Origin of the sequence: Microcoleus sp. ARI1-B5 (assembly GCF_036705795.1) — a bacterium.
Taxonomy (GTDB): domain Bacteria; phylum Cyanobacteriota; class Cyanobacteriia; order Cyanobacteriales; family Microcoleaceae; genus Microcoleus.
Genome location: NZ_JAUBVK010000029.1, coordinates 1 through 24,173, shown reverse-complemented (window position 1 = coordinate 24,173; position 24,173 = coordinate 1). Strand labels below are relative to the sequence as shown.

Sequence of the window (24,173 nt, the reverse complement as noted above, 5' to 3'; positions counted from 1 at the left end):
TAACTAAAGACCAGTCTATTGCAATACCGTTCAGTTAAGGCTGCCTATCTTTTTTTAGCATAAGCGATGCTCAATCTTTACTCCATCAGGGTTTGAGGAGGGTTGTCATCCCCTCAGCGAAAAAGATTGAGATTGCTGCGACTAGGGCGTCATTCCACAAAACCATCAAAATCATCCCGCAATTATGTAAGCCCTTAAAATTCCACATCTTCTCGCTCATTTTCGTCAGTTCTGGGAGTATCCAAACCTTTCGCAGCCCAGCGCATTGTTTCAATGTATTTTGCCAGACTCGCCACAGTCGGAGCCTCAAACAAATTGCTGACCGATAACTCGACTTGCAAAGCGTCTCGGATGCGAGAAATCAACTGAGTTGCTAGCAGGGAATGCCCGCCTAGTTCAAAGAAATTATCGTAGATACTAACCTGCTGTTTTCCCAAAACTTTAGCCCAAATATTCCCGATCGCCTTTTCGAGATCGGTCCGAGGCGCTACATAATTTTCTGTTAGATCCTCGCTGTCTGCATCTATCTTAGGTAATGCGCGGCGATCGACTTTGCCGTTGGGCGTTAGCGGCATGGACTCCAACACTGCATAAGTTGCAGGAACCATATATCCTGGTAACTTTTCTTTCAAAAATTGGCGCAAGTCACTTGACTTAAGATTTGGAATTTCTAATTTTTCATTAATGCCGTCAGGAATAACATAAGCTACCAAATGTTTATCGTCGGGGATGTCTTCCCTGACAATTACTACTGCTTCGCGCACTTGTGGATGCTGGCACAAAGCCGCTTCAATTTCTCCCAACTCGATGCGGTAGCCGCGAATTTTTACTTGGTCGTCAACGCGGCCTAAAAACTCGATGTTGCCGTCAACCCGATAGCGACCTAAATCACCTGTTTTATAAAGGCTAGAACCAGATTTATTGCTAAAAGGATTGGGAATGAATGCAGCAGCAGTTAAATCAGGCTGGTTGAGGTAGCCTTTCGCCAGTCCGTCACCGCCGACGTACAATTGACCTGTAACACCGATCGCCACTGGCTGCAAATCCGCATCGAGGAGATAAATTTGCGTGTTGGCGATCGGGCGCCCGATCGGGAGAGATGTTGCGGTTTCCGGTACGTCTCGCACCTCGTAATAAGCCGAAAATGTGGTATTTTCTGTCGGGCCGTAAACGTGAATTAATTTAGTGCTTTCCACCTGTTTTAAAACTTTTCTCACGCATCTAATATCGACCGCTTCGCCGCCAAACAGCAAGCAGCGCAAGGAATTAAACGCTTGCGGTAAAGCTCGGGCAATTTGTTGGAACAAGGCGGTTGTTAAAAACAAGATTGTGATGTTTTGTTGCCGCAGTTCTAAGGCTAAATCGTGAGGCGACAGGGTAATGTTTGTGCTAATTATTGCGACTTGAGCGCCGTTGAGCAAGGCTCCCCAAATCTCGAAGGTGGCTGCATCGAATGAAGCGTTTGATGCTTGGGCAATTTTATCGGTAGGTTCTATTTTTATGTAGTTGGTGTTGAGTACCAGCCGATTTACTGCTTTGTGGGTGACAGCAACTCCTTTGGGTTTTCCGGTGGAGCCTGATGTGTAAATGACGTAAGCTAGGTTATCGGCGGTTGCGGTGTTGGGGAGATTTTCTGTACTTTCTCGGGCGATTTGTTCCCAGTCGCGATCGCACTTAATCACCGAATTCGAGAAGTCTCGGAAATTGTCCATCAATTTATCTTGAATTAACAAGACTTTAACTCCCGCATCTTCCAGCATCAAGTTTAGCCGATCGCGCGGATAGCTCGGATCTAACGGTAAATAAGCGCCTCCAGCCTTCAGTACAGCCAGCATCCCCACAATTAGGTCGATCGATCTTTCGGCGCAAAGCCCCACTAAAACCTCCGCCCCCACGCCCTGTTTTTGTAAATAGCGCGCCAGTTGGTTGGCTTTGCTGTTGAGTTCTCTGTAAGTCAGGTGCTGGCTGTCGAAAGTTAGGGCGACATCCTCCTGATGCTGCTCTACCCGCTCCTCAAATAACTGATGAATGCACTTATTTTGAGGATAATCTGTCCGAGTATCGTTCCATTCTATTAATAATTGATTCACTTCAGCCTCGCTCAATAAAGGTAAGTTAGCGATTCTTTGTTCTGGCTCGGCTACAATGCTTTCCAGCAGCGTGTTAAAATGTTTCAGCATTCGGGCGATCGTAATTTCATCAAATAAATCGGGATTGTACACAGCTACGCCTCTCAGGCCTTCCGAATGTTCCCACTGTTCGCCGTACCTGCTCCTAAACTTATCCGCAGCTTCCCACAAATGCAGCTCTAAATCAAAGCGCGTTGTTTGAGTCTCCAAATGGAAAGAACTCAACTTTAATTCTGGCAATTCTAGCTCGTCCACAGGCGCATTTTGCAAACCGAATACTACCTGAAACAGCGGGTGGCGGTTCAACTCGCGAGCGGGGTGCAATTCCTCGACGAGCTTCTCGAAAGGCAAATCTTGGTGAGCGTAAGCTCCCAGGGTTACTTCCCGCACCCGGCCCAAAAAATCTCGAAATGTCGGGTTTCCCGAGCAGTCTATTCGCAGCACTAAAGTATTGACAAAAAAACCGATTAATGCTTCTATTTCGCTCAGGTTGCGATTGGCGATCGGCGAACCGACAACAATATCTTCTTGCTGCGAGTAGCGGTAAAGCAAAGTTTGAAATGCGGCGAGCAATGTCATAAATAAAGTCGCTCCTTCTCGCTGGGAGAGCGCTAGGAGTGAGTCTGCGAGCTTTTTCGGCAGTTCTAAATATTGAGTTTTGCCGCGATAATTTGGCCGAGCTGGTGCTGGGCGATCGGTCGGCAAATTTAACGCCGAAATCCCGTGCAATTGCTGCCGCCAATAAGCTAGCTGAGTTTCTAATACTTCTCCTTGCAGCCATTCGCGCTGCCATTCGGCAAAGTCGGCATATTGCAGCGATAATTCTGGCAGGGGAGATGGTTGTTGATTTATCAAAGCTGTATAGATAGCTTGTATTTCGCGTATTAGCACGCCGATAGACCAATCATCGGAGGCGATGTGGTGCATATTTAGCAGCAGAATATGCTCGCTCTCTGTCAGCCGCAGGATGGTGAGTCGCATCAGCGGCCCGGTGGATAAATTGAAAGGGCGAAGAGATTCGGCGGCGGTGAGTTTCTTGGCTTCTGTTTGCCGCTGTTCTGGCGGTAAATGTTGCAGTTCTAATATTTGTAAATTTATCGGGCAAGCGGGAGAAATTATCTGCACTGGTTTGCCGGATACCGCTGCAAAAGTGGTTCGCAAAGTTTCGTGGCGCTGCACTATTTCGTTGAAGGTTTGCTCTAAGGCTCTCAAGTTGAGGGAACCGGTTAAGCGCAGTGCTGTTACTACATTGTAGAAAGGGTTGGACGGTGCGAATTGGTCGAGAAACCACAAGCGCTGCTGGGCAAATGATGCGGGAAAGACAAATACTTCGGTTTGGTCAGAAATATTCAGGTTTGGGCGATCGCTTGTAAAGGAATTGTCATAAATTTCGGATGCCATATCTGTTGCTCTTGGGGGATGGGATGTGTTAATTTTTTGATGGCGCGGGGTGGCTTTTTGAGGGTGCGATCGCCTCTTAAAATTTTGGCGAGCTTTCAGATCGGAAATTTTAACATCATAAATCTGGGTGCGGGAGTGCGTCCGAGACGCGGGGAAAAGAAACCGGGTTTCTGGCTGCGGGATCGAATTATCCCTTGAGGAGCCTTGAGTGTGGGCCCCACAATCAAATTTAGCTGTCGGGGAACGGGATCGGAGGCTTGTGATTCGGGTGCGATCGGCGATCGTTAGATGCGAGAATTACCAAGAGCAACCTGCACAGAGGTCAAGCTGTAGTATGATTTCTAATTGCACAAAGTGTTCTTGGGGCGGACGCAATTTTCTCACATTTCTAGCTTAGCGACTACTATTGATTAAACAGTGTCCGCAATCTTTTAGACCGACTCACTAGAACTTGCGACCTGATGCAGCCAAAATACTTAAGAACACTCTCACGTGCAGTTTAAATTAGAGGTTATAGGCTAATGGCGCAGCGGAACGTATACTCGTCAAAAGACGACCCAGGGGATGCACAATCAGCAGAAGAAGTCCTCCACTCAGTGATTCAGGAATTGGACGCTTTGCATCAAAATGTAAAAGGCCAGTTAAATCAGGACATTACTCGGCTGCAAAGTGAAAAAAATCACCTGATAGACGATATTGAAGACCTCCGGGAGCAATATCGCAAATTGCAGTCTCAGCAAATGGAATCTCTGTCTGGGCGATACATTCAGCAGCAGCAATTGTGGCTGAAGCAGTTGGCTCAAGTTTTGGCTCACAATTTGCAAGATTTGTTGGTGCAGCGGTTCAACGAACTCAGCGCTAACTCGGGACATTCTCTCAGCAGCCCAATTCCCAGCGGGGAGTTCCCGATACCCATGCCGCCGAGCAACTACGACGAGCGGGCCTCGGAGTTGCTGGCGGCTCTGGATGAGCGGATCGATCGCAGTTTCCAGATGCTGGAACAAGATTTGAGCAGCTACGAAAGCGAGCTCTCCGTGCGGCTCAACAACATGAAAACCCTAGAACTGCAAGGGGAAGAGCTGTTACAAAATCTAGTAAACCGCATCAGGCAAGAACTAGAAGAAGAAGAAGAATATCTTGACAATCCTTTTGATGCTCGAGATTCCTATCCCGAGGAATCAACTAATTCTGTTAATTCTGTCCGCCCGCAAGTTCTGCAGCCAGCACCTGCGGATGCGCCGCGGCAAGCCGTGCCGCAGCCCTCAGCAGCGCCGAGTGCGCCCGCAAAAGCAGGTTCTCAAGTGCAGGCTGGTTTGATTCTGGCTTTGTCTTCGGCGGTGGTATTGTCGCTGTTTAATGTTTGTTTGAGAATTCTAATTAAAAGCAGAAATCCTCGGATGATTTTTGGCTTGTTTGAACTTCCGGGAGTTGTGACTCCGGGTTTTGGAAATTCTTTGTTGATTTTGTTGATGCGGCTGATCGTGGTGATGGCTTTGATGCCGGTATTGGCGACTTTTCTGTATCCGAATGTCTGGAAAGATATTAGACGGTTGTTCCAGTCGGGCGATCGAGCTTTGTGGAGCAAGGTTTTAGGAAGCGCATTTTTTCTGTTTTTGTCTCAGGTTTTGATTTATTTGGCGATCGGCAATATTCCGGCGGGGATTGCGATTACGATTTTCTTTATTTACCCGATCGTCACCGTACTCGGTTCTTGGCTATTGTTTGGTGCTCGCCCCAGCACGATCGGCTTTTTGGCGATCGGCGGGATTACCCTCGGTCTGATTTTAGCTGGATCGCCGAGTTTTGCTGCGCCAGCTCCGGGCGGTGGCAATGTCGAGGTAGGAGTCACCGCAGCACTATTTTCTGGGATTACCTTTGCAGGTTACGTATTGCTGACGCAAATGGCCGCGGGCAAGCTGCACCCGATTCCTTTTAGTTTAGTTAATTTCGCGGCGATTTTTGTATTTTCCTCCCTGAGTTTGTGGGTGCCGCTGTCGGAAAACTTTGCTCCTAAAATCGACCAAAATGTTTGGCCGGGTTTGATTGTGGGAGGCGTTGTTTTAGGGGTGCTGACGCTGTTTAGCTATCTTTTGAACAATTTTGCCATCCGGTTCGCGGGGGCGGCCTTAGCGTCAGTAATTGGCACTTTGGGGCCAGCGATGACCGCACTCTTCGGGTTTCTAATTATCAATGAGAAGTTGCAGCCTGTGGCAATTCTCGGCATGGCTGTAGTGACGTTGAGCGTGGCTGCTATGAGTGTAGAACGCATGGTGGCTCCTCAGAAGAAGGCTACTTAAGTTCAGTTGACAGTTGACAGTTGACCTGTGACAGTTGACAGTTGACCTGTGACAGTTGATAGTTGACAGTTGACAGCTCGCCCGAAGAGCGAAGCCGAAGGGTTGACAGTTGACAGCTTGCGCTGAGCGAAGTCGAAGGGTTGACAGTTGACAAAGGAAGTCCGAGGATTGGAGTAATGAATCGTCTGATTTTAATTTCTCCCTACAAGGAAGAGGCTTTAAACCAATTCTTTCTGGTAAAAACTGCTGTTTGTAGTGAGGACTTTAGTCCTAGGATTTTGAGGAATAAATTCCTCACTACGAACTTGTTTTAGAAAGTGTTTGTAGTGGGGAATGCGAGTCCTCCCATTTTGATTACTAATTAAGCGTAAAATATGCCTCTGTAAAAAGCTTCCTTCTTCCTGATGACTACTGACTACTGACTACTGACTACTTCTTATCAAACAACAGAAACAACCACACGAAAACCCACAATACTAGCCTTGCAATCCGGCTGATACCTGAGGCGGCACCCGCTGCGACAATTCGGAGGATGATCGTTCCAAGAACCTCCCCGCAACAACCTCAGCGACAAGTCGCCGCCAGACTCCCAAACGCTGCCATCAACAGGCGCACCGTTGTAATTATTGTGCCAAGAATCCGCGCACCATTCCCAAACATTTCCGTGCAAATCGTACAATCCGAAAGCATTCGGTTTAAAACTGCCCACATCTGTAGTTTGAAAGCGATAAACTCCCTTCGGCGCGTCAGCGTAATTAGAATTTCCGTTGTAATTTGCTAACTCGCTGGTAATCGTTTCCCCAAAGTGAAACGGCGTCGTAGTTTCTCCCCGACAAGCATATTCCCATTGGGCCTCGCTAGGCAAGCGATAATTCTTACCAGTTTTCCGAGAAAGTCTAGCGCAAAACTCCACCGCTTCGTACCAAGATACATTCTCTATCGGTCGATTTGCCCCTTTAAAACGGGCAGCATCGGGATTGAGAAATATTTTAATTTCTGGGAGCGCTGCAACTGCTGTCCACTGTGCCTGAGTGACTGGAAATTTGCCAATATAAAAAGATGCTAAAGTTACTGTGTGCTGCGGTTTTTCGTCGCTGTCACCCCGATCTTTTGGGGTACCCATCAAGAAAGTACCGCCTGGAACAGATACCATTTCCATGACTGTACCGCGACCGAGATGTTCTTCAAAAAAACGCGCTTTGCCGCTCTTAACATTAGTTTGCTGCCCGCGATTATCTACTGTCACCACCTGAAATTCAAAACTGCTTTTAACAGCAGCAATCTTTGGCGCTCCCTGGTTATGAGGCGGATTTGTGTGAGATTTTACCCTCGGATTGACAGAGATATTGCTGTTGATTTGCCCGCTGTGATTGAGCGGGGTATTGATAGCAAGTTGTCCTCCTTCAGTCAGATAAGCATTTAGGGGCGGTGGGCCTCCCTTGGTGCGAGCAGAATTTAAAGCAAGTTGTCCCCCCTTGACAAAATGGGGTTGGGGAGGTAAAGAATAGAGATTTAAAGCTTTGATTACTTCATCAGCAGATTGATATCTATTTTTGAGATAATCTTGGATTAATTTATCTAAAATTTTTGCCAACTCGCTGCTGATTTTTGTGCCGGCGGGCAAGCGTTCTCTCCAAATCCAGCCGCCATTGATCGGGTCATAAAGGTCATCGGAACCGTCAACTTTTGGCAAACATTGAGTTAGCAGTCTCAGGCAAGTTATCCCCAAACTGTACAAATCGCTTCCCGGGAAAACTTGACCCCGCATTTGTTCCAGCGGGGAATATCCGGGCGTTCCTACGGTGGTACCTACTTGGCTCATCAGCGAGCCCGTCACTTGTTTGGAAACGCCGAAATCTATCAAAACTAACTCTCGGAGCCCTCCCCTCCTCCAAGCGGAATTGCGAAAATTTCCCGCCAATAGAGATGAGTTAGGGGAAGTGCGGCGGCGGATGATATTCTCAAGTTTGATGTCTCGGTGAATGACTTTGCGATCGTGCACAAATTTCAGAATCGGCAAAACATCTGCCAGCAACTGCCAAATTTTTTCTTCGCTAAAAACGCCCTGCTGAGTTAATTCAGCGAGTAAATTTTGCCCCTCAATCAACTCTTGTACTAAATAAAGTCGCTTGTCTTGTTCAAAATAAGCAATTAATCTAGGAATTTGGGGATGTTCGCCGAGTTCGTAAAGTCGTTTTGCTTCTTGCTTAAACAGTTCTGTAGCCTTTTGAAGTGCTGATGTTCCCTGAACTTGGGGTACAAACTGCTTGATGACGCAGGGATCGTCCATGCGATCGGTATCTACCGCTTCATAAGTTCTGCCAAATCCCCCCTCGCCCAACAGTCGAATCACGCGGTAGCGGTTTCTGAACAGAGGGCTGAGGTTTTGCGAGCCGCAACTCTGACAAAATTTAGAGTTGTCGGGGTTGAAAGGATGAGAGCACTTTGGATTAGAACAGTAGAACATATCCTTGGGGAAGAAATGATCCGGTTAAGGTTATGATATATCTTTTATGTCTATTTGCCTCCTGATGGATTTATAAAAATTGGTAATTGGGAAAAAGGTAATTGGTAATGGACTGTAGGGCGGGCATTACCCGCCTCCAAAGGTAGAAGCGGAATTTAAATCTGACTCAACCACAATAAATCGATTTCCTGGCAAAAGATAATAGCCCGATCGACAAATTATCGCAAACCCATTACCTGCGCTAGTAGCCGCCGCAGTCCCCGATCGACTCATACAAATCCCTAGATTTCTCAAAAATTGGGTTGAGCCGATCGACATCAGCAGCATCCAGCACCAAATTAAACACCCTAGCATTATCCGCCAAATGTTGGGAAACACCCAACCGCGCACCGACGATCGCACCCGCCACAGCAGGCTGGTCTAAAATATAGCGTACCGCCACATTAGGAATAGAAGACGCTCGCGGTTAAAATTACGCGATATTCTTTACACCGCTTGGAGCGGACTTCCTTTGTATAGAAGCTGTTTCAACCGCCATCTTATCTCTCTTTCTCTGCCTTCGCGCATGAAAGCGTCTTCGCGGTTCATTCGGTCTTATTCTATCTTAACTTCTCTAAAAAATAAGCCAAACAAAAACCCGGTTTGTTGGATAAACCGGGTTTCTAATCTGCCAATTTTAGCCGTAAGGTGCGCTGCGGCGCACCCTACAATAAATCAAATCACAACTTGCTCGGTTCGATCGCCGGAGCCCTCAAAGACACAGTTTTATCCCCAGCAGCCTTAGCCACCAGAGCAGGCACAGAATCCCGCAATTTGGCAGTCAACTGTATAGTAGTCGCATCGTAAACTTGAGTGAGCATCTTTGGATACAAGCCAATGCCAATAATCGGTACTAACAAAGCCGCAATAATAAACACTTCTCGCGGTTCCGCATCCACCAACTCTTCATGTTCGGATAATTCCTTATTTTCAGGCCCGTAGAAGATTTCCCGCAGCATCGACAGCAAATAAATCGGAGTCAAAATCACCCCGACAGCAGCCAGAAACACCACGCAAACCTTAAACACGGGATTGTAAGCGTCGCTAGTGGCAAAGCCTACAAATACCATCAATTCTGCGACAAAACCGCTCATTCCCGGCAATGCCAAAGAAGCCATAGAGCAAGCAGTCCACATCGCGAAAACCTTGCGCATTTTCTTGCCGACTCCGCCCATTTCGTCCAGCATGAGCGTGTGAGTGCGATCGTAAGTGCATCCTACCATAAAGAACAAACTCGCCCCGATCAAACCGTGGGAAACCATTTGCAGCATGGCGCCGCTAACTCCCAAATCGGTAAACGAAGCTATCCCAATCAGCACAAACCCCATGTGCGAAATTGAAGAATAAGCAATTTTTCGCTTCAAATTGCGCTGAGCAAAGGAAGTTAAGGCGGCGTAAACAATGTTAACTACACCCAAAATTACTAAGATGGGTGCGAAAATAGCGTGAGCATCGGGGAGCATTCCCGCATTCATCCGCAGCAAGGCGTAGCCGCCCATTTTCAGGAGAATTCCTGCTAGCAACATATGGGCTGGTGCGGTTGCTTCGCCGTGGGCGTCAGGGAGCCAAGTGTGCAGGGGAAAAATTGGCAGTTTGACGCCGTAAGCTATTAAGAAACCTGTGTACAGGAGCAATTCTACATTGGGGGCGAATTCTTTGGCTGCGATCGCCCGCATATCGAAAGTCACCGTATCGCCGTAAAACGCCATCGCCAGCGCGCCCACCAAAATAAAAAGCGAACCGCCAGCCGTGTACAAGATAAACTTAGTTGCTGCGTAGAGGCGCTTCTTGCCGCCCCAGATTGACAAAATCAGGTAAATCGGGACTAATTCCAGTTCCCAAACCAGGAAAAACAACAACATATCCTGTACGGCAAAAACTGCGATTTGGCCGCCGTACATTGTCAGCATCAAAAAGTAAAATAGCTTGGGTTTAAATGTGACAGGCCAAGCTGCTAAAGTAGCCAGCGTAGTAATAAAACCAGTCAGCAAAATCAGCGGCATCGACAAACCGTCAGCACCCACTGACCAATTTAAATCGAGTTGCTGAACCCAAGTATAACTTTCTACCAGTTGCAAGTCTGGATTGCTGAAGTCGTACTGAGTGCAAAAAGCGTAAACAAGCAGGGCAAAATCGAGCAAACCGACAATTAGTGCATACCACCGCACCGTCTTGCCATCCTTATCGGGAATCAAAGGAATTAGCAGGGACGCAGCAATGGGAAACAGAATTGTTGTTGTTAACCAGGGAAAATTAGCTGTATCCATTGCGTTTTAAAATGATCCATCAGTTATTAGGTTTAAACATATTTTGGCAATTTTGGTCTAAATTTTATACTTTCTTTAGACGGAATATTTTTTTTTGCAATGTTTGCGACGATTTGTGCGATCGCAAAAGTTGAGTTTCATGCAAGATTTATTTCTATTTGCTAATTGTCAATTCTGAGTTATTGAGCTAATACCATTTCTTCAAATATCTCCTGGTGGGGATAGGGCAATGGCCAGCGGTCTTAACTTAACCTGAAAGACCTTTGTATCTCTCGTCGATCGCTGAGGCCCGATCCCCCCTATGCCCCCTTAAAAAGGGGGGGACAAGAGTCTGCTCAAAGTGGGTCTTCGATCGGGGATGCGAGGGGGATCAGACCTCGGCAGTAAACGAGAAAGAAAAAAGGTTTCAGGCGATTGTTGAGACCAATAGGCGGTGGAGTTTTCCGAAAGATTTAGCTGACTCCAGAAACGATCGCAAAACCCAGAACTGCGACAAACACAATCAGGGCATAAAATTGAGCGCGACCGTTTTCAAAGTATTTCAAACCTTCGCCGCTAACCAGGGTGAGAAACCCTGTCAAGTTGACGACACCATCGACAACTCGCAAATCCACTTCCATGACTTGTCGCGCTAAACGGCGGCTGCCTTTGACGAAGAGAACTTCGTTGATATCGTCGAGATACCACTTGTTGAGGGAGAACTCGTAGAGCGGTTTGATTTTTTGGGCGATCGCCCCAGCATCAATTTTCCGGCTCAAATACATCAGAGAAGCCAAAGTAATGCCAAGCAAAGCAATACCTACAGAACTGCCGCCCATAATCAGAAATTCCGTCAAATCGAACTCCGCAGCGTGTTCCAAAACTTCTTCCAGAGACTCCCCTGGCGCGCGAACAAACTGCTCGAAATAATTGGCAAACGGCGTATTCACAAAACCGATAAACACAGAAGGTACTGCCAACAACACTAAAGGCAGAGCCATTGTCAGAGGAGATTCGTGAGGGAAATGGTCGTGTTCGCCGTGACTTTCGCCAGTTGATGCCAATTCCTTAACATTCATCGCTCCGGGCCCGAAAACCACACCCGGTTGCAGGAGTTGTTGCTTGATGGCGCTGTCATTGCCTCGGAATTCGCCCTCAAAGGTGCTGAAATACATCCGGAACATATAAAACGCGGTCATCCCCGCAGTCAGCCAGCTCACAGCCCACAGAGCGGGATTTGCTTGGAAAGCTTGGGCAAGAATTTCGTCTTTTGACCAAAAACCTGCAAACGGCGGAATGCCGCAGATTGCTAAATTGCCGATTAAAAAGCAAGTAGCGGTAATCGGCATATATTTGCGCAAGCCGCCCATGACTCTCATGTCTTGAGCGAGGGCGGGGTTGTGCCCGACGACATCTTCCATGCCGTGAATGACTGAACCAGAACACAGGAACAGCATTGCTTTGAAGTAAGCGTGGGTCATCAAGTGGAAGAGTCCGGCACTGTAGGCGCCGACTCCCATTGCCATTACCATGTAGCCCAATTGGGAGATGGTGGAGTAGGCGAGGCCTTTTTTGATGTCATTTTGGGTAATTGCGATCGAAGCCCCCAGAAATGCCGTAAAACAGCCGGTGCAGGCGATCAAATTCATGACTGCCGGCAAGCCTTCAAACACTGGGTACATCCGAGCGATCAGGAAGACGCCCGCGGCTACCATCGTGGCGGCGTGGATCAGAGCTGAAATTGGTGTCGGGCCTTCCATGGCGTCTGGGAGCCAGACGTGGAGGGGGAATTGAGCGGATTTGGCTGCTGGGCCCAAGAATATCAGGACTCCGAAGATTGTCGCTAGAGTTGCGCTCAAAGCACCGGATTCGACTAAAGAGTGCAGGCGATCGCCCATGACGCTGAATTCAAAGCTGCCGGTGGCCCAGTAAATGCCGAGGATGCCCAGCAGCAGGCCGAAGTCGCCGACGCGGTTGGTGACGAAGGCTTTTTGGCAGGCGTCTGCTGCTGGTTTGCGATCGTACCAAAATCCGACTAGCAGGTACGAACACATACCTACCAGTTCCCAGAAAATGTAAATCTGAACGATGTTGGGGCTGATTACTAGACCTAGCATTGAGGCGCTGAAGATGCTCAGGTAGGCGTAAAATCTCACGTACCCGTCATCGTGTGCCATGTAGCCGTCGGTGTAAATCATCACCAAAAAGGCGACCGTGGTGACGATCGCCAGCATTACCGACGTGAGGGGGTCGATGATATAGCCCATGTTCAGCGAGAAGTCGCCAGCAGAAGCCCACTGAAGGGTGCGGGTGTAGGGTGCGTGGCCCTGTAGTTGACTCCACAGCAATGCGAAAGAGAGTACCATTGACCCTCCGAGCGCGGATACGATTAATATCGCATTCGCTTGTCGGAGTTTGTTGGTGGCCTGGTTAAAGGTGATTAAGCCTAAACCTACTAGCATTGCGCCTGCCAGCGGCAGGACTGGAATCAGCCAAGCGTATTGATAAAGCAGTTCCATGACTGATAGGTAGTTTAAAGTTTCTACTAGATATTGCCAAAACTGTAAACAATTGTGACACACGCCGGCGCGACTGGGCAGAAATACTCGCTGCAATTCTTAAGTATTGCCGATCGACAATACTTAAGAATTGCTGCTTAGGTTGGCGATCTAGTTCGCTTTAAATCTATGCCAAAAGATAGATATACAAATCTCGCATCCTTGTGATTCCAAGACTGCGAGATTTATTTTAGTTTTGACTAAGGTCAAAAAAAAGCAAAGAAACCGAGTTTCTTGACAAAAACCTAGGCTTTGAGCGTCATTCTCTGACAAGAAACCCGGTTTCTCACAGCCAGTGCGTCCAGGAATGTGAGTGTCGGAGGGTCGATCGACAAAGGGGAAATTTCTTCAGGCTTCTACGTAAAAGCCGAATACCTGCGACACAAGAGCCGAATGCCTTTGAGCCGTTACCTGTTGGCTGCTGGCTGGGGTTGCAACAGTTGAGAGTTGGAAGATTTTTGAGCAGCGAGCATCCAGGAATCCAGAGTCCGCCGCAGTTCCTCGCGTCCTTGATACTGTTCAAATCTAAATAGAACTCGATCGCCCTCAAACAAAATCAGCGTCGGCAGACTTGTCAGCCGATAAGTGTTGGCCAACTTCAAACTTTGATCGGCATTCACCCCTAGGAGCTTGACTTTTCCTGCCCACTGTGCCTCAAAAGTCGCAAGCGTGGGGTCGATCGCGCGGCACAAACCGCACCAAGGCGCCCAAAAGTGAACTAAAACGGGGGTAGAGGCTTGAAACACCTCTTGTGCAAAAGTGCGTTCGCTAACCGACAACACCATGAGCCCTCAAAATTTAATAATTTTTTTTCTATCCTAGGGATCATGCTACCAGTATATGTTGCCCGTGACACGTATCAAAAAAGGATGAATTTTCCACAGCAGGCCCGTAAAAATGGCTACACCTACGTAGGAAGGGCGCAGAAATTCAAGCAAATCAAGGGTTTGACGCTTTTGCAGGATTGCCAAAAATGGAATAATTGAGGTTTGAGATTTGATGGTTTCAAAGGATTCGCCAAAACGAGCCCGCAGCCGGCTGTCGCCGTGCCACACTCCGAACAGGTGGTGAAGTACCAAACCGATGGAAGTGACGAGGGTAAAGCTAGTGCCGATCCACAGGGTGTGGGCCACGCACCAAATCACCTGTCCCACCATTTGCGGGTGACGGGTGATGCGGATGATGCCGGCTTGGTAGAGGTGAACTTCCGGCTTTTGGATGGCGGCAATTTCTAGGAGGTTGAAGGTTGCTGGGTACAGAAACAGAAAGGAAATTGCCGAAAGTATCCAAACCACTGGTTTAACTCCGGGTACTCCCTGTACTTGCCAAAGCTGCACGCCGTCGTAGCGGTGGTTGAAAAAGTAGACAACCAAAATCACCGCCAGCGGCAAACTGACAAGGGCAAACAAAACGCGGTAAAGTCTCGGCCCGATCAGCTTTTCACCTTTCGGGCGCAGGGCTGCTAAACCGCTGTGGGCGATCGCAAAACCGAATAAAAGTCCGAGAATAACTAAGTGGGAGTCAAGCGCTAAGTCGATCGTCATTGCAAATATTAAGAAAAGTTATTGATTCGCGGCCAAATTGTGTCACAAAGTATCTATAGGAGCATTCAGCGGTTATCAGTCAGTTAACTGTTGTCAGTTGACTGTTGACTGTTGACTGTTCGCTGTTGACTGTTCGCTGTTCGCTGTTGGCTGTTCGCTGTTGACTGTTCGCTGTTTGCTGTTCGCTGTTTGCCGATGGCAGTCAACCGTCAACCGTCAACCGTCAACCGTCAACCGTCAACAGTTAACTGACAACTGACAATTGACAATTAGATATATGTCTGACCTTCCTTTCACTTTAGACCAGTTACGCATTCTCAAGGCGATCGCCTCTGAAGGAAGCTTCAAACGCGCCGCCGACAGCCTCTACGTATCCCAGCCAGCAGTTAGCTTGCAGGTGCAAAACTTAGAGAGACAGTTGGACGTGCCGCTGTTTGACCGGGGGGGGCGGCGGGCTCAACTGACCGAAGCCGGACACCTGCTGCTGAGTTACGGCGAGAAAATTTTATCGCTTTGTCAAGAAACTTGTCGAGCTCTCGAAGACTTGCAAAATCTCCAAGGCGGTACTTTGATCGTCGGCGCTTCTCAAACAACGGGGACGTATTTGCTGCCCCGGATGATCGGGATGTTTCGCCAAAAGTACCCGGATGTAGCGGTACAGCTTCACGTGCATTCGACCCGCCGCACGGCGTGGAGTGTGGCCAACGGGCAAATTGACTTGGCAATTGTTGGCGGAGAAATCCCTACCGAACTTGTAGAAGCTTTAGAAATTGTTCCTTACGCTGAGGACGAACTGGCTCTGATTCTCCCTCCGTCTCACCCGATGGTACAACAAGAAACTATCCAAAAAGAAGACCTTTACAAATTGCAGTTTATATCCCTGGATTCGCAGTCTACTATCCGCAAAGTCATCGATCAGGTGCTGACTCGCTGCGGCATTGACACGCGCCGCCTGAAAATCGAGATGGAACTAAATTCGATCGAAGCCATTAAAAATGCCGTTCAGTCGGGGCTGGGCGCTGCTTTTGTCTCGGTTTCGGCGATCGAAAAAGAGTTGCTCATGGGCGTCTTGCACAAATCTCAAATGGACGAAGTTTTAGTAACTCGGATTTTGTCGCTGATTTACAACCCCAACCGCTACCGTTCTAAAGCTGCTGAGGCTTTCAGCAATGAAATTTTGCCAACATTTGCTACTTATTCCACTACCCAGGAGAAGAAAGAACCTCCGGCGATCGATGTGGGACTCATAGAAATAGCAACTCCCAACTCAGGGGTAAGTTAATTTCTTAGGTCGCTGGCAGGCGCGCCGTTCGCGGTTAGTTGAGAGATTAAAATCTGGTTTGATAACCCCTGGAAAAATTGGCTTTCTTACCAATTCCCAATTCCCTATTACCCATTCCCTATTACCAATTACCAATTCCCAATTAGCAAACCAAAATGGAAGTTTACTGCACCCGCCCGGGCTGCCCGCGCCCTCAAAACAATTTTTCCGATCTCGATGACAGTTCGATGCTGAAAACGGTGCAGCAAAAGTTTTGCACGACTTGCGGAATGCCCCTGATTTTGAGCGGCCGCTATTTGCCCGTGAGGTTGTTGGGTCAAGGGGGTTTTGGGGCGGCATTTTTGGCCAGAGACCGCTATACTCCGGCGATGCGGCAGTGCGTTGCTAAACTTTTGCAGCCGTCGGTAAATCTGACTCCGGCACAGCTAAAAATTGCTCAAACTCTGTTTGAACGGGAAGCGGCGGTGCTGGAAGAACTGGGAAACGAACATTCGCAAATTCCGAGTTTGCTGGCGTTTTTTGAGCTGACTGTTCCGAGTTTGCAGCCGGGGAAAAACGATCAGTTTTTCTATCTGGTTCAAGAATTTATTGACGGTGAAAATTTGGAGGAGGAACTTGCTGTTAAAGGCAAGTTTTCGGAAGCGGAAACGATGGAGGTGCTGCGGGAAATTTTGAAGGTTCTCGATTTTGTGCACTCTCGCGGTTCGATTCACCGGGATATTAAACCTGCTAATATTATGCGGGCTAAAAATGGTCGGCTTTATTTATTAGATTTTGGGGCTGTTAAACAGGTGACGCAAACTGCGGGCACTTCTAAAGCTTCGACTGGTATTTATTCTTTGGGTTACGCTCCGCCAGAACAGATGAATGGACAAGAGGTTTATCCAGCAACGGATTTTTATGCTTTGGCTGTGACTTGCATTACTTTGCTCAGCGGTTTGCAGCCGACGGAGTTGTTTGATAGTTATCAAAATGAGTGGAATTGGCGATCGCGCGTGCAGGTAAGCTCGCGTTTGGCTCAAGTTCTCGATCGAATGTTGTTGCCGGCTCCCAGTCAGCGCTTTCAATCTGCGGCGGAGGTGGAAGCGGCTCTGAAATACAATTCTCAACAGCCTACCATCGTCGTGCAGCCCCCGGCAGTACGGACTCCGACTCCCCTACAGAGTCAGCCGCCGCCCCCGACTCAGCAGGCTCCTGTGCCTGTTCCCGCGACTCCTCCGGGAAATCTGCAACCTGGGCAGAGACGGGCTTTTTCGATTTGGGATATTTTGGGAGGGGCTGCGTTTACGGGTTTTGAGGGGGGGTTGCTGGCGATCGCCCTGACGAGTTTGCTGCCATCTCCAGGCCTTAGCATCGGATTGTTGGGGATGATGGTGGGGGGTCTGATTTACGGCCAGTACCGCAGGGCGATCGAGCAAACTGAGATGCTGATTATTAGCGCAGGTACTCTGGCTGTGCTGTGGTTTTTCCCGGCTTTGCGCGCGGCAGTTACGATTTATCCGAATTCTCCTTTCACAGGCGTGTTGTTTGTGGGATGGTTGGCGGCTTTGGGGGCGATCGCTACAACAGCTATTTTTCGCTTGATTTATAATTTACTTTCTAATATTTTTTAAGCCTTATTTGAGGTTCGAGAGGCCGGGTTTGATCCTTCGGACTTTAGTCCTTCTTTCCGAGGACTAAAGTCCGAACGATCAAACTATTTCATTACAGGTTTGTAATTCAGTCTTGCTGGGTAGAAAACTGGCGGGCGCCGATCGCAGAAAAGGCGATCGCAGCCACTAACAAAACAGGTATGCTGTACCAAGGAAATTTTGCCATATCGTAAGCAGCGGCTCTCAATCCAATGCTGGCATAAGTCAGCGGCAAGAGATAAACTATTCCTTTCAGGGCTACCGGCAGCGACGCTGGGTCGAAAAATGTCGCTCCTAAAAATGACATCGGAGTTATCAGAAAATTGTTGTACAAGCCGACTGATTCGAGAGATTTTACGGTTAATCCCACTATCACTCCCATCCCGGAAAATACAGCGCAGTTGAGAACGAGCGTTAACAAAAATAGCGGATTCAGAAATACCAGTTTTTGAGTAAACAAAACTGCTACTAAAATCACGGAAACTGAAGTTAGCATTCCCCGCAGTATTCCTGCTAGCATTTTGCCCGCGTGCAAAGCTAACGGGTGTACTGGCAGCAGCAGCAATTCCTCAAATGTTTTACTATAAAGGCGTTCGCCGCAAATTGAAAATACTGTGCCGGTAAAACTTACTGTCATCGATGAAAGTGCAACCATTCCCGGCAGCATGAATTCTAGATAATTGCCGCCGATTGCAGGTTTAGGCATGGAACTGCCCAACCCGAAACCAAAAGCTAGAATGTAAATTAATGGGGATGTTAAACCAGCAGCGGCAATGGGCAGGATTCGGACTCGCAAATCTAGCCATTCTCCCCAAAACACGGTGATTGTGTCTGTTAGTATAGTTTGAATTGAGGTTTTTTTCATGGTTGGGCGAGGTAATTTGCATAATTGATATCAAGTCCTGTCAATTAACGGGACTAAATATTATATCATGTCCGATCGAATGACCGTACTAAGATTGGTTTGATCCTTCGGACTTTAGTCCGCATTTCTGAGGACTAAAGTCCGAACGATCGACACCTTTTGTATTGCGGGTAATTGACCGGACATGATATTACATCTTGCTCATTATCAAGTTAAATTGCCAAATAATCAAGGCTGCTGCACTGTTCTAATTTCGTTTCAGCTAAAGGCAATTTGCCGGATTTTACTTTTTCCTGTTCTCGGTTCAACCAAATTGCTTTTAAGCCTGCGGCTTTGGCACCGCAATAATCTGCTTTGAAGCTGTCGCCGATATGCAACACGTTCTCGGCTGTGCAGTTGTGCTTTTGCAAAGCTGCGGTGAAAATTTCCGGCTGAGGTTTGGCTGCACCTACTTCGGTGGAAATGGTCACTGATGTGAAATATTCTGCTAAGTTGAGTGCTTTTAATACTGGATAAAGTCGCGAATCGAAATTTGAGACTACTGCTAATTCAATTCCTTGTTGCTGCCACTTATTTAAGGCTGGGAATACGTCAGGATAGACGAACCAAGGTTCGGCGGTGGCAAAATGAGCGTAGAGTTCGGCAAAGAATTTTGGAAAGTCTGAAAATTGGTGGAAAATGCCTGCTATTTGGAATGCTTTTGCGGCAACTGTTTGCCACCACTCAAATTCTAGCTGGGGAATTTTTGCTGCTTCTATCCCTGGAAATGTCATCGGACTTGCTGAGGCGAAGCTTTGGTAAAATGCTGCATTTAATTCTTGACTCTTAACTGTTACTCCGAAATTTTTGGCTAGTTGTGCGTAGACTTCGCCGACGCTGCCGCGCACGTCAAAGAGTGTTCCGGCGGCATCTAAAAAAATAATTTTTGTCATTTGAGAAGGAAGAAGGAAGAAGGAAGAAGGAAGAAGGAAGAAGGAAAATACAATCAATTGTTAAAGGTAAAGTGCGCTCGATGTTAGATAATCTACTTCTTTAATAAGTAGGGTTTCTGATGTTGTCAGTTGTGAGTTGTTTGGGGATTCACCACACCAGAATGATTGGCAATGTTGCCCGCAGGTTCAAATCGACCGCCTAAATATTTGGCGAGGAATTCTTCGGCGATCGCGTAAAAGTGCAGGCGATTTTCCGGGCGCGCAAATCCGTGTCCTTCGTCTGTATAAAGTACGTATTCTACAGGTTTGCCAGCTTGCTTCATAGCATTGACAATTTGCTCGCTTTCTGCTACTTTTACTCGCGGGTCGTTGGCACCTTGACCGATTAGCAAAGGTTTCTGAATGCGATCGACAAAAAATAAGGGCGAGATCGATTTCAAAAACTCTGGTTCTGTTTCCAAATTGCCGACGCGGTGATACAGACTTGCTTTTCTCGGTTCCCAGTAAGGGGGAATAGTTTGCAGCAGCGTAATCAAATTGCTTGGTCCGACAATATCGACGGCGCAGGCAAAAACATCGGGACTAAAAGTCACTCCTACTAATGCGGCATAACCGCCGTAGGAACCGCCCATAATCGCAATTTTATCCTGTTGGGCAATTCCTGTTTCTACCAGCCAATTCACGCCATCCAGCAAGTCGTCGTGCATTTTACCTGCCCATTCGCGATTGCCGGCATTGAGAAAGGCTTTGCCGTAGCCGGTGGAACCGCGAAAATTGATTTGCAAAACGGCGTAACCTCTGTTTGACAGCCATTGGGCTTGTGGGTTGTAACCCCAGGTATTGCGTCCCCAGGGACCGCCGTGAACTAGCAAGACTGTAGGTACGGGTGTTGAGGCACCAACCGGTTTTGTCAGGTAGCCGTGAATGGTTAAACCATCTCTTGCGGTGTAAGCTATCGGTGCCATTGACGACAGCGGCAAGCCTTCGAGTTTTGGTTGGTTGCTGAAGACGAAGGTGAAGGTTTTGGAGGCGCGATCGAACGAATAATAATAAACTGGGCCGTCGTCTGTCATGTAAGCGACTAGCCAAGTGGTATCGGCGAGGTTGCGGCTGGTGATGGAGAATTCGCCGGGACGGAATTTGCCGAGATCCTCAAAATCCTCTGCTATACTTTGGTCTAAAATCTGCCACTCTTGCTTGTCCTTGTAGAAGGAAACCGCCTGAATCTCTCGGTTGGTGGGGTGTACGACAATACCGCCAAGATCGTATTCTGGGTCAGAGGCGATCTCCGTTTCTTGTTTGGTTTCCAAGTCGAATGCGATCGAACGTTTGGCGTTAGCATCGTGATTGCCGATGATGTAAAGAATTTTGCCGTTTTCTGAGAACATGAGGGCATCGCCTTCGTCATCGGGCCCCCAGCTTCGCAGGCTTTCCCAAGACTTGTCGGGAGTTTCCCGAAACACCAATTCTGAGCCGCCATCGGCAGTTGTGGCTGTGGCCGCCCGCACTTGGAATTGGGCGTCAGCAATCCAACGGACGATGTTACCTGGGTTGTCGGTGTCAAATTCAACTGCACCATTTTTGAGGTTGATGCGGTAAACGTCGTGTTTGCTGCGATCGCGGATGTTCATTCCCACTAAGATTTCATTGGGGAAGTTGCGGTCAATGGCGATCGGCTGAGCTTGAATGCCTTGAAATGGTGTCAAGTCGCGAACCAGATTTGACTGGATATTGACTGAGTAGAAATGCCAGTTTTCGTCACCGTCGGCATCTTGGAGATAAATGAGTTCTTCGCCGCTGTAAGTCCAGAAAAAGATGCGGATGCCGCGTTTTTTATCGGCTGTTAATTGGCGATCGTCTTCTTGGCCGACTGTACGCAGTTGCACTTGCAAGACGTTGTTTTCGTCGGGTGCAATGTAGGCGAGATATTTGCCGTCGGGTGAAAGTTTGGGGCTAGTTTTTTCGGGGTTGCCGAATAAAATTTCCCGCTTTATCAACGGTGGAAATTCGGTTTTTTGCTGTTGAATTGTGGAGGTTTGCATTTTGTATTTTTCCTAAGATTTTACACTCTACATTCGCGCAAGCATTTTTTGATGAAGTTGTATAGAATCCGATCCCCCCTAGCCCCCCTTAAAAAGGGGGGGACAAGAGTATTTAAAGTCCCCCTTTTTAAGGGGGATTTAGGGGGATCGAGATATATGCAATGACCCATAAATTGGTATAACAGTCAACAATTAGCTTTTTAACAAATCCTGAATTGGTTTGCTAATCCAGTTGAAACCCACTTTTAGTTGGTGGTCAAATGTTGGCATTCGATAGAGATAGGCTAGGCGGCGTGCAATGTGTGCTAGTTGTCCGTCGAGTTTTATTCCCAAACCTGTGAGGGTAGCTTCGTCTATTCCTAATGTCATCATTTCTCCTAGCGGCTGATACCGGAAAGGTAGTAATGGACGGCCTGTGAGGGATGCCCATATGTTCCAGGCGGTGTAGTCAGCTTGCTGGAAGGCTGTTTGGGCTGTTCCGGGGACTTTTTGACCTGTTGCGTCGTGACATTCGGCTAAGTCTCCTAAGGCAAATATGTCTGGATGGTCGATAATTTGCATCTGGGAATTAACTATTAATTGACCGCGGCGGTTTTGTTTGAGGGGGAGCGATCGCACTGCTTGACTAACTTGGGTTCCTACTGTCCACAATACTATGTCTACGGGGAGAACGTCTAGTTGTCCTTTGTAGAGTAAGGATATGGTGTCGGATTCGATCGCCTCTACTGATGTTTCTAAGTCGATCCAGACTTTGCGTTTTTCTAATGCTTTGTTGGCGGCTTCGCGGTTGAACTCGGGTGATGTCCGCAAAATCGTGTCGCCTTGCTCGACTAATCGGACGCGACCTTTGTCTCCGAGCCGATCGGCTAATTTACAAGCTAATTCTACTCCCGAATAACCGGCGCCGACGATCGCAATCCGAATTTTATCGGTGTTGCTGGCTTCGAGAAACCGCAGTCTTTCTTCTAAGCGGTAGCCGTCGTCGAGGGTGCGGAACGAGTAAGCGTATTCAACGGCTCCTTTGACCATATCTAGGGGAGTTTCGCCGCCTAAAGCTAAAACGAGGCGATCGCACGGAATTTCTGGCCCGTCGTGTAACTGCACTCGTTTTTCCTCCACGTCGATGCCGGAGACAGTGCCTTGACAAAAGCGCACGCCTGTGTTTTTCAAGAGTTCGGCAAAGGGCGGGGCGATTTCCCAGGTTTGGAGTTCGCCAGTCAGGAGTTCGTACAGCAGGGGAACGAACAAAAATCGATCGCGCCGATCGACTAGGACTATTTCGGGTTTTTCGGTTTTGGAGAAGGGTAACTGACTCAAGCGCAGGGCTGTGTGGAGTCCGCCGAAGCCTCCGCCGAGAATGCAAATCCGGGGTTGTTGTTGAGCCATGGTGTTTTGTTTGAGGGCGATCGGTAGCAAGGTTAGAGTCGATAGGGGCATTTCTACCCCTACCTCTCCTTCAGAACGGAACGTGAAACTTTCGCCTCATTCCGCTCCTTGATAACTCCATCCTTTTTAAGGATACAACTCAAAACGGATTGATATAATAGTTTCTGTCTAGGGAACCATCATTTTCCGTTTTTGTGTCGTGACAATGTTTATGCAAGAGTTGGAGGTTTTTATACTCATCCTTACCGCCTAGAGAGCGGGGTTGGATATGGTCAACTTCTACAATGTCTGTAAATGTAAAGTACAGACCACAGCGAGTACATTTACCTTTTTGTGTCTTAAGCAGTGTTGCCACTCTTGTTGGTGTTTCAGGGTATTCTCCACGTCTTTTGCTCCAATAAATCCAGTCACCGTCATAGGGTGTTGATTTACCTTTTACCTTGACGTGCCTTATAATAGGCGTTGCTTGGTGTTGAGTTAACTCTGAACCTTCTTTTGTGCTGAAACACCAATTTCTGTCTCCTACTGTTCGCCAGTATTTGTTTTTATTGATGCTACCTTTTCCCCGTCTTCTAGCCCATGCTCTTAACTTGTCGTAGGTAAGATGATCGACCTTCTTAAAGGTTTCCTTACTTACTACTGTTGAGTAATAGTTTGACCATCCCCTAATTATTGGATTCAGCCGACTAATTAGAGCAGCTTGGGGGGCGGTGTTATGGGTGTCTATTACTTCTGCAATTTTCGCAAGATGAGCTTTAATTTTGGGCTTGGACGGAGTGATTAATGTTTTAAAACCAAGTGGTGTTCCGTGTGTATTTTTGGCACTTCGGTAGTTGCCTACCTTATGTTGTTGTATGTGGAATCCCAAGAAATCAAACCCAACATTTCCATTGTATTTATTGAGAGTGTGGGTTAATTTTGTTTTACTTGGCTTTAATTCTAGATCAAAATCACTTAACCATTCTGCAATTATCTTCTGACAGGCTATTATTACTTCAATGTCTTTGTGAATAATCACAAAATCATCGGCGTATCGGATTAAACTGATTTCTCTTCGTTGGTAAATGGAATTTCCTGCGAATTGTTTAACCCGTTCTTCCATTCCGTGAAGGGCTATGTTAGCCAGTAATGGGGAAATAACCCCTCCTTGTGGCGTACCTTCAATGGTTGGGAAGATTTCACCTTGGTCTAATATCCCACTTTTAAGCCACGACTTAATTTGTCTTTGGAGTCGCGGATAGGTATTGATTTTGTCAAGTAATGCTTTGTGATTAATGCGGTCAAAAGTGGGTAGCTAGCCAGCGAGGTTTCCAGAAGGTTCCTTTTCCGACTAGCCCCCTCCGAACCGTGCTTG

Annotated in this window: 15 protein-coding genes; 3 read left to right on the top strand and 12 right to left on the bottom strand. The window is 47.6% G+C overall.

All coding sequences use genetic code 11. The features are described 5' to 3' along the window. Window positions 1–194: 194 nt before the first annotated feature. Complete coding sequence (locus QUB63_RS28240; RefSeq protein WP_332948689.1) at window positions 195–3,530, bottom strand: non-ribosomal peptide synthetase; 3,336 nt, start codon at window positions 3,528–3,530, stop codon at window positions 195–197. A gap of 521 nt (window positions 3,531–4,051) precedes the next feature. Here QUB63_RS28240 and QUB63_RS28235 point away from each other — a divergent pair. Next, entirely contained in the window at window positions 4,052–5,827 is a 1,776-nt protein-coding gene (locus QUB63_RS28235; RefSeq protein ID WP_332948688.1) for an EamA family transporter, read from the top strand. A gap of 439 nt (window positions 5,828–6,266) precedes the next feature. Here QUB63_RS28235 and QUB63_RS28230 read toward each other — a convergent pair whose 3' ends face one another. The 6 genes from QUB63_RS28230 to QUB63_RS28205 all read right to left on the bottom strand — a co-directional run bounded on the left by QUB63_RS28230 (window position 6,267) and on the right by QUB63_RS28205 (window position 14,681). Beyond that, window positions 6,267–8,294: a bifunctional serine/threonine-protein kinase/formylglycine-generating enzyme family protein gene (locus QUB63_RS28230; RefSeq protein ID WP_332948687.1), complete on the bottom strand. Its 2,028-nt coding sequence runs from the start codon at window positions 8,292–8,294 to the stop codon at window positions 6,267–6,269. Window positions 8,295–8,535: 241 nt separating this feature from the next. Next, window positions 8,536–8,736: an aldo/keto reductase gene (locus QUB63_RS28225; protein WP_332948686.1), complete on the bottom strand. Its 201-nt coding sequence runs from the start codon at window positions 8,734–8,736 to the stop codon at window positions 8,536–8,538. Between the two features lie 277 nt (window positions 8,737–9,013). Beyond that, on the bottom strand, window positions 9,014–10,600 hold the full coding sequence (locus QUB63_RS28220) for an NAD(P)H-quinone oxidoreductase subunit 4 (RefSeq protein ID WP_332948685.1): 1,587 nt from the start codon (window positions 10,598–10,600) through the stop codon (window positions 9,014–9,016). A gap of 452 nt (window positions 10,601–11,052) precedes the next feature. Further along, window positions 11,053–13,098, bottom strand: a complete 2,046-nt coding sequence (locus QUB63_RS28215; RefSeq protein ID WP_332948742.1) for an NAD(P)H-quinone oxidoreductase subunit 5 — start codon at window positions 13,096–13,098, stop codon at window positions 11,053–11,055. A 446-nt stretch (window positions 13,099–13,544) separates the two neighbouring features. Next, window positions 13,545–13,922: a thioredoxin family protein gene (locus QUB63_RS28210; protein ID WP_332948684.1), complete on the bottom strand. Its 378-nt coding sequence runs from the start codon at window positions 13,920–13,922 to the stop codon at window positions 13,545–13,547. 45 nt (window positions 13,923–13,967) lie between these two features. Further along, entirely contained in the window at window positions 13,968–14,681 is a 714-nt protein-coding gene (locus QUB63_RS28205) for an NnrU family protein (protein WP_332948683.1), read from the bottom strand. A gap of 277 nt (window positions 14,682–14,958) precedes the next feature. Here QUB63_RS28205 and QUB63_RS28200 point away from each other — a divergent pair, with 277 nt between their 5' ends. Both QUB63_RS28200 and QUB63_RS28195 read left to right on the top strand, forming a co-directional pair. Further along, window positions 14,959–15,963 carry a LysR family transcriptional regulator gene (locus QUB63_RS28200; RefSeq protein WP_332948682.1) on the top strand — a complete coding sequence of 335 codons (1,005 nt, stop codon included), beginning with the start codon at window positions 14,959–14,961 and terminating at the stop codon, window positions 15,961–15,963. A gap of 155 nt (window positions 15,964–16,118) precedes the next feature. Next, entirely contained in the window at window positions 16,119–17,576 is a 1,458-nt protein-coding gene (locus tag QUB63_RS28195; RefSeq protein ID WP_332948681.1) for a serine/threonine-protein kinase, read from the top strand. 106 nt (window positions 17,577–17,682) lie between these two features. On the opposite strand, the gene QUB63_RS28190 is transcribed toward QUB63_RS28195, so the two are convergent. The 5 genes from QUB63_RS28190 to QUB63_RS28170 form a co-directional block, all read right to left on the bottom strand. After that, on the bottom strand, window positions 17,683–18,459 hold the full coding sequence (locus QUB63_RS28190) for an ABC transporter permease (RefSeq protein WP_332948680.1): 777 nt from the start codon (window positions 18,457–18,459) through the stop codon (window positions 17,683–17,685). Between the two features lie 212 nt (window positions 18,460–18,671). Further along, entirely contained in the window at window positions 18,672–19,391 is a 720-nt protein-coding gene (locus QUB63_RS28185) for an HAD-IA family hydrolase (protein WP_332948679.1), read from the bottom strand. A 125-nt stretch (window positions 19,392–19,516) separates the two neighbouring features. After that, window positions 19,517–21,433, bottom strand: a complete 1,917-nt coding sequence (locus tag QUB63_RS28180) for a S9 family peptidase (RefSeq protein WP_332948678.1) — start codon at window positions 21,431–21,433, stop codon at window positions 19,517–19,519. A gap of 192 nt (window positions 21,434–21,625) precedes the next feature. Beyond that, window positions 21,626–22,819, bottom strand: a complete 1,194-nt coding sequence (locus QUB63_RS28175; protein WP_332948741.1) for an NAD(P)/FAD-dependent oxidoreductase — start codon at window positions 22,817–22,819, stop codon at window positions 21,626–21,628. A 139-nt stretch (window positions 22,820–22,958) separates the two neighbouring features. Beyond that, window positions 22,959–24,068: a group II intron reverse transcriptase gene (locus tag QUB63_RS28170; protein ID WP_332948740.1), complete on the bottom strand. Its 1,110-nt coding sequence runs from the start codon at window positions 24,066–24,068 to the stop codon at window positions 22,959–22,961. Between the last annotated feature and the right edge of the window lie 105 nt (window positions 24,069–24,173).

Excerpts from the sequence above, each read along its gene's own strand:
- QUB63_RS28240 (WP_332948689.1), bottom strand. The coding sequence starts at position 3,530 with ATGGCATCCGAAATTTATGACAATTCCTTTACAAGCGATCGCCCAAAC.
- QUB63_RS28235 (WP_332948688.1), top strand. The coding sequence starts at position 4,052 with ATGGCGCAGCGGAACGTATACTCGTCAAAAGACGACCCAGGGGATGCA.
- QUB63_RS28230 (WP_332948687.1), bottom strand. The coding sequence starts at position 8,294 with ATGTTCTACTGTTCTAATCCAAAGTGCTCTCATCCTTTCAACCCCGAC.
- QUB63_RS28220 (WP_332948685.1), bottom strand. The coding sequence starts at position 10,600 with ATGGATACAGCTAATTTTCCCTGGTTAACAACAACAATTCTGTTTCCC.
- QUB63_RS28215 (WP_332948742.1), bottom strand. The coding sequence starts at position 13,098 with ATGGAACTGCTTTATCAATACGCTTGGCTGATTCCAGTCCTGCCGCTG.
- QUB63_RS28210 (WP_332948684.1), bottom strand. The coding sequence starts at position 13,922 with ATGGTGTTGTCGGTTAGCGAACGCACTTTTGCACAAGAGGTGTTTCAA.
- QUB63_RS28205 (WP_332948683.1), bottom strand. The coding sequence starts at position 14,681 with ATGACGATCGACTTAGCGCTTGACTCCCACTTAGTTATTCTCGGACTT.
- QUB63_RS28200 (WP_332948682.1), top strand. The coding sequence starts at position 14,959 with ATGTCTGACCTTCCTTTCACTTTAGACCAGTTACGCATTCTCAAGGCG.
- QUB63_RS28195 (WP_332948681.1), top strand. The coding sequence starts at position 16,119 with ATGGAAGTTTACTGCACCCGCCCGGGCTGCCCGCGCCCTCAAAACAAT.
- QUB63_RS28190 (WP_332948680.1), bottom strand. The coding sequence starts at position 18,459 with ATGAAAAAAACCTCAATTCAAACTATACTAACAGACACAATCACCGTG.
- QUB63_RS28185 (WP_332948679.1), bottom strand. The coding sequence starts at position 19,391 with ATGACAAAAATTATTTTTTTAGATGCCGCCGGAACACTCTTTGACGTG.
- QUB63_RS28180 (WP_332948678.1), bottom strand. The coding sequence starts at position 21,433 with ATGCAAACCTCCACAATTCAACAGCAAAAAACCGAATTTCCACCGTTG.
- QUB63_RS28175 (WP_332948741.1), bottom strand. The coding sequence starts at position 22,819 with ATGGCTCAACAACAACCCCGGATTTGCATTCTCGGCGGAGGCTTCGGC.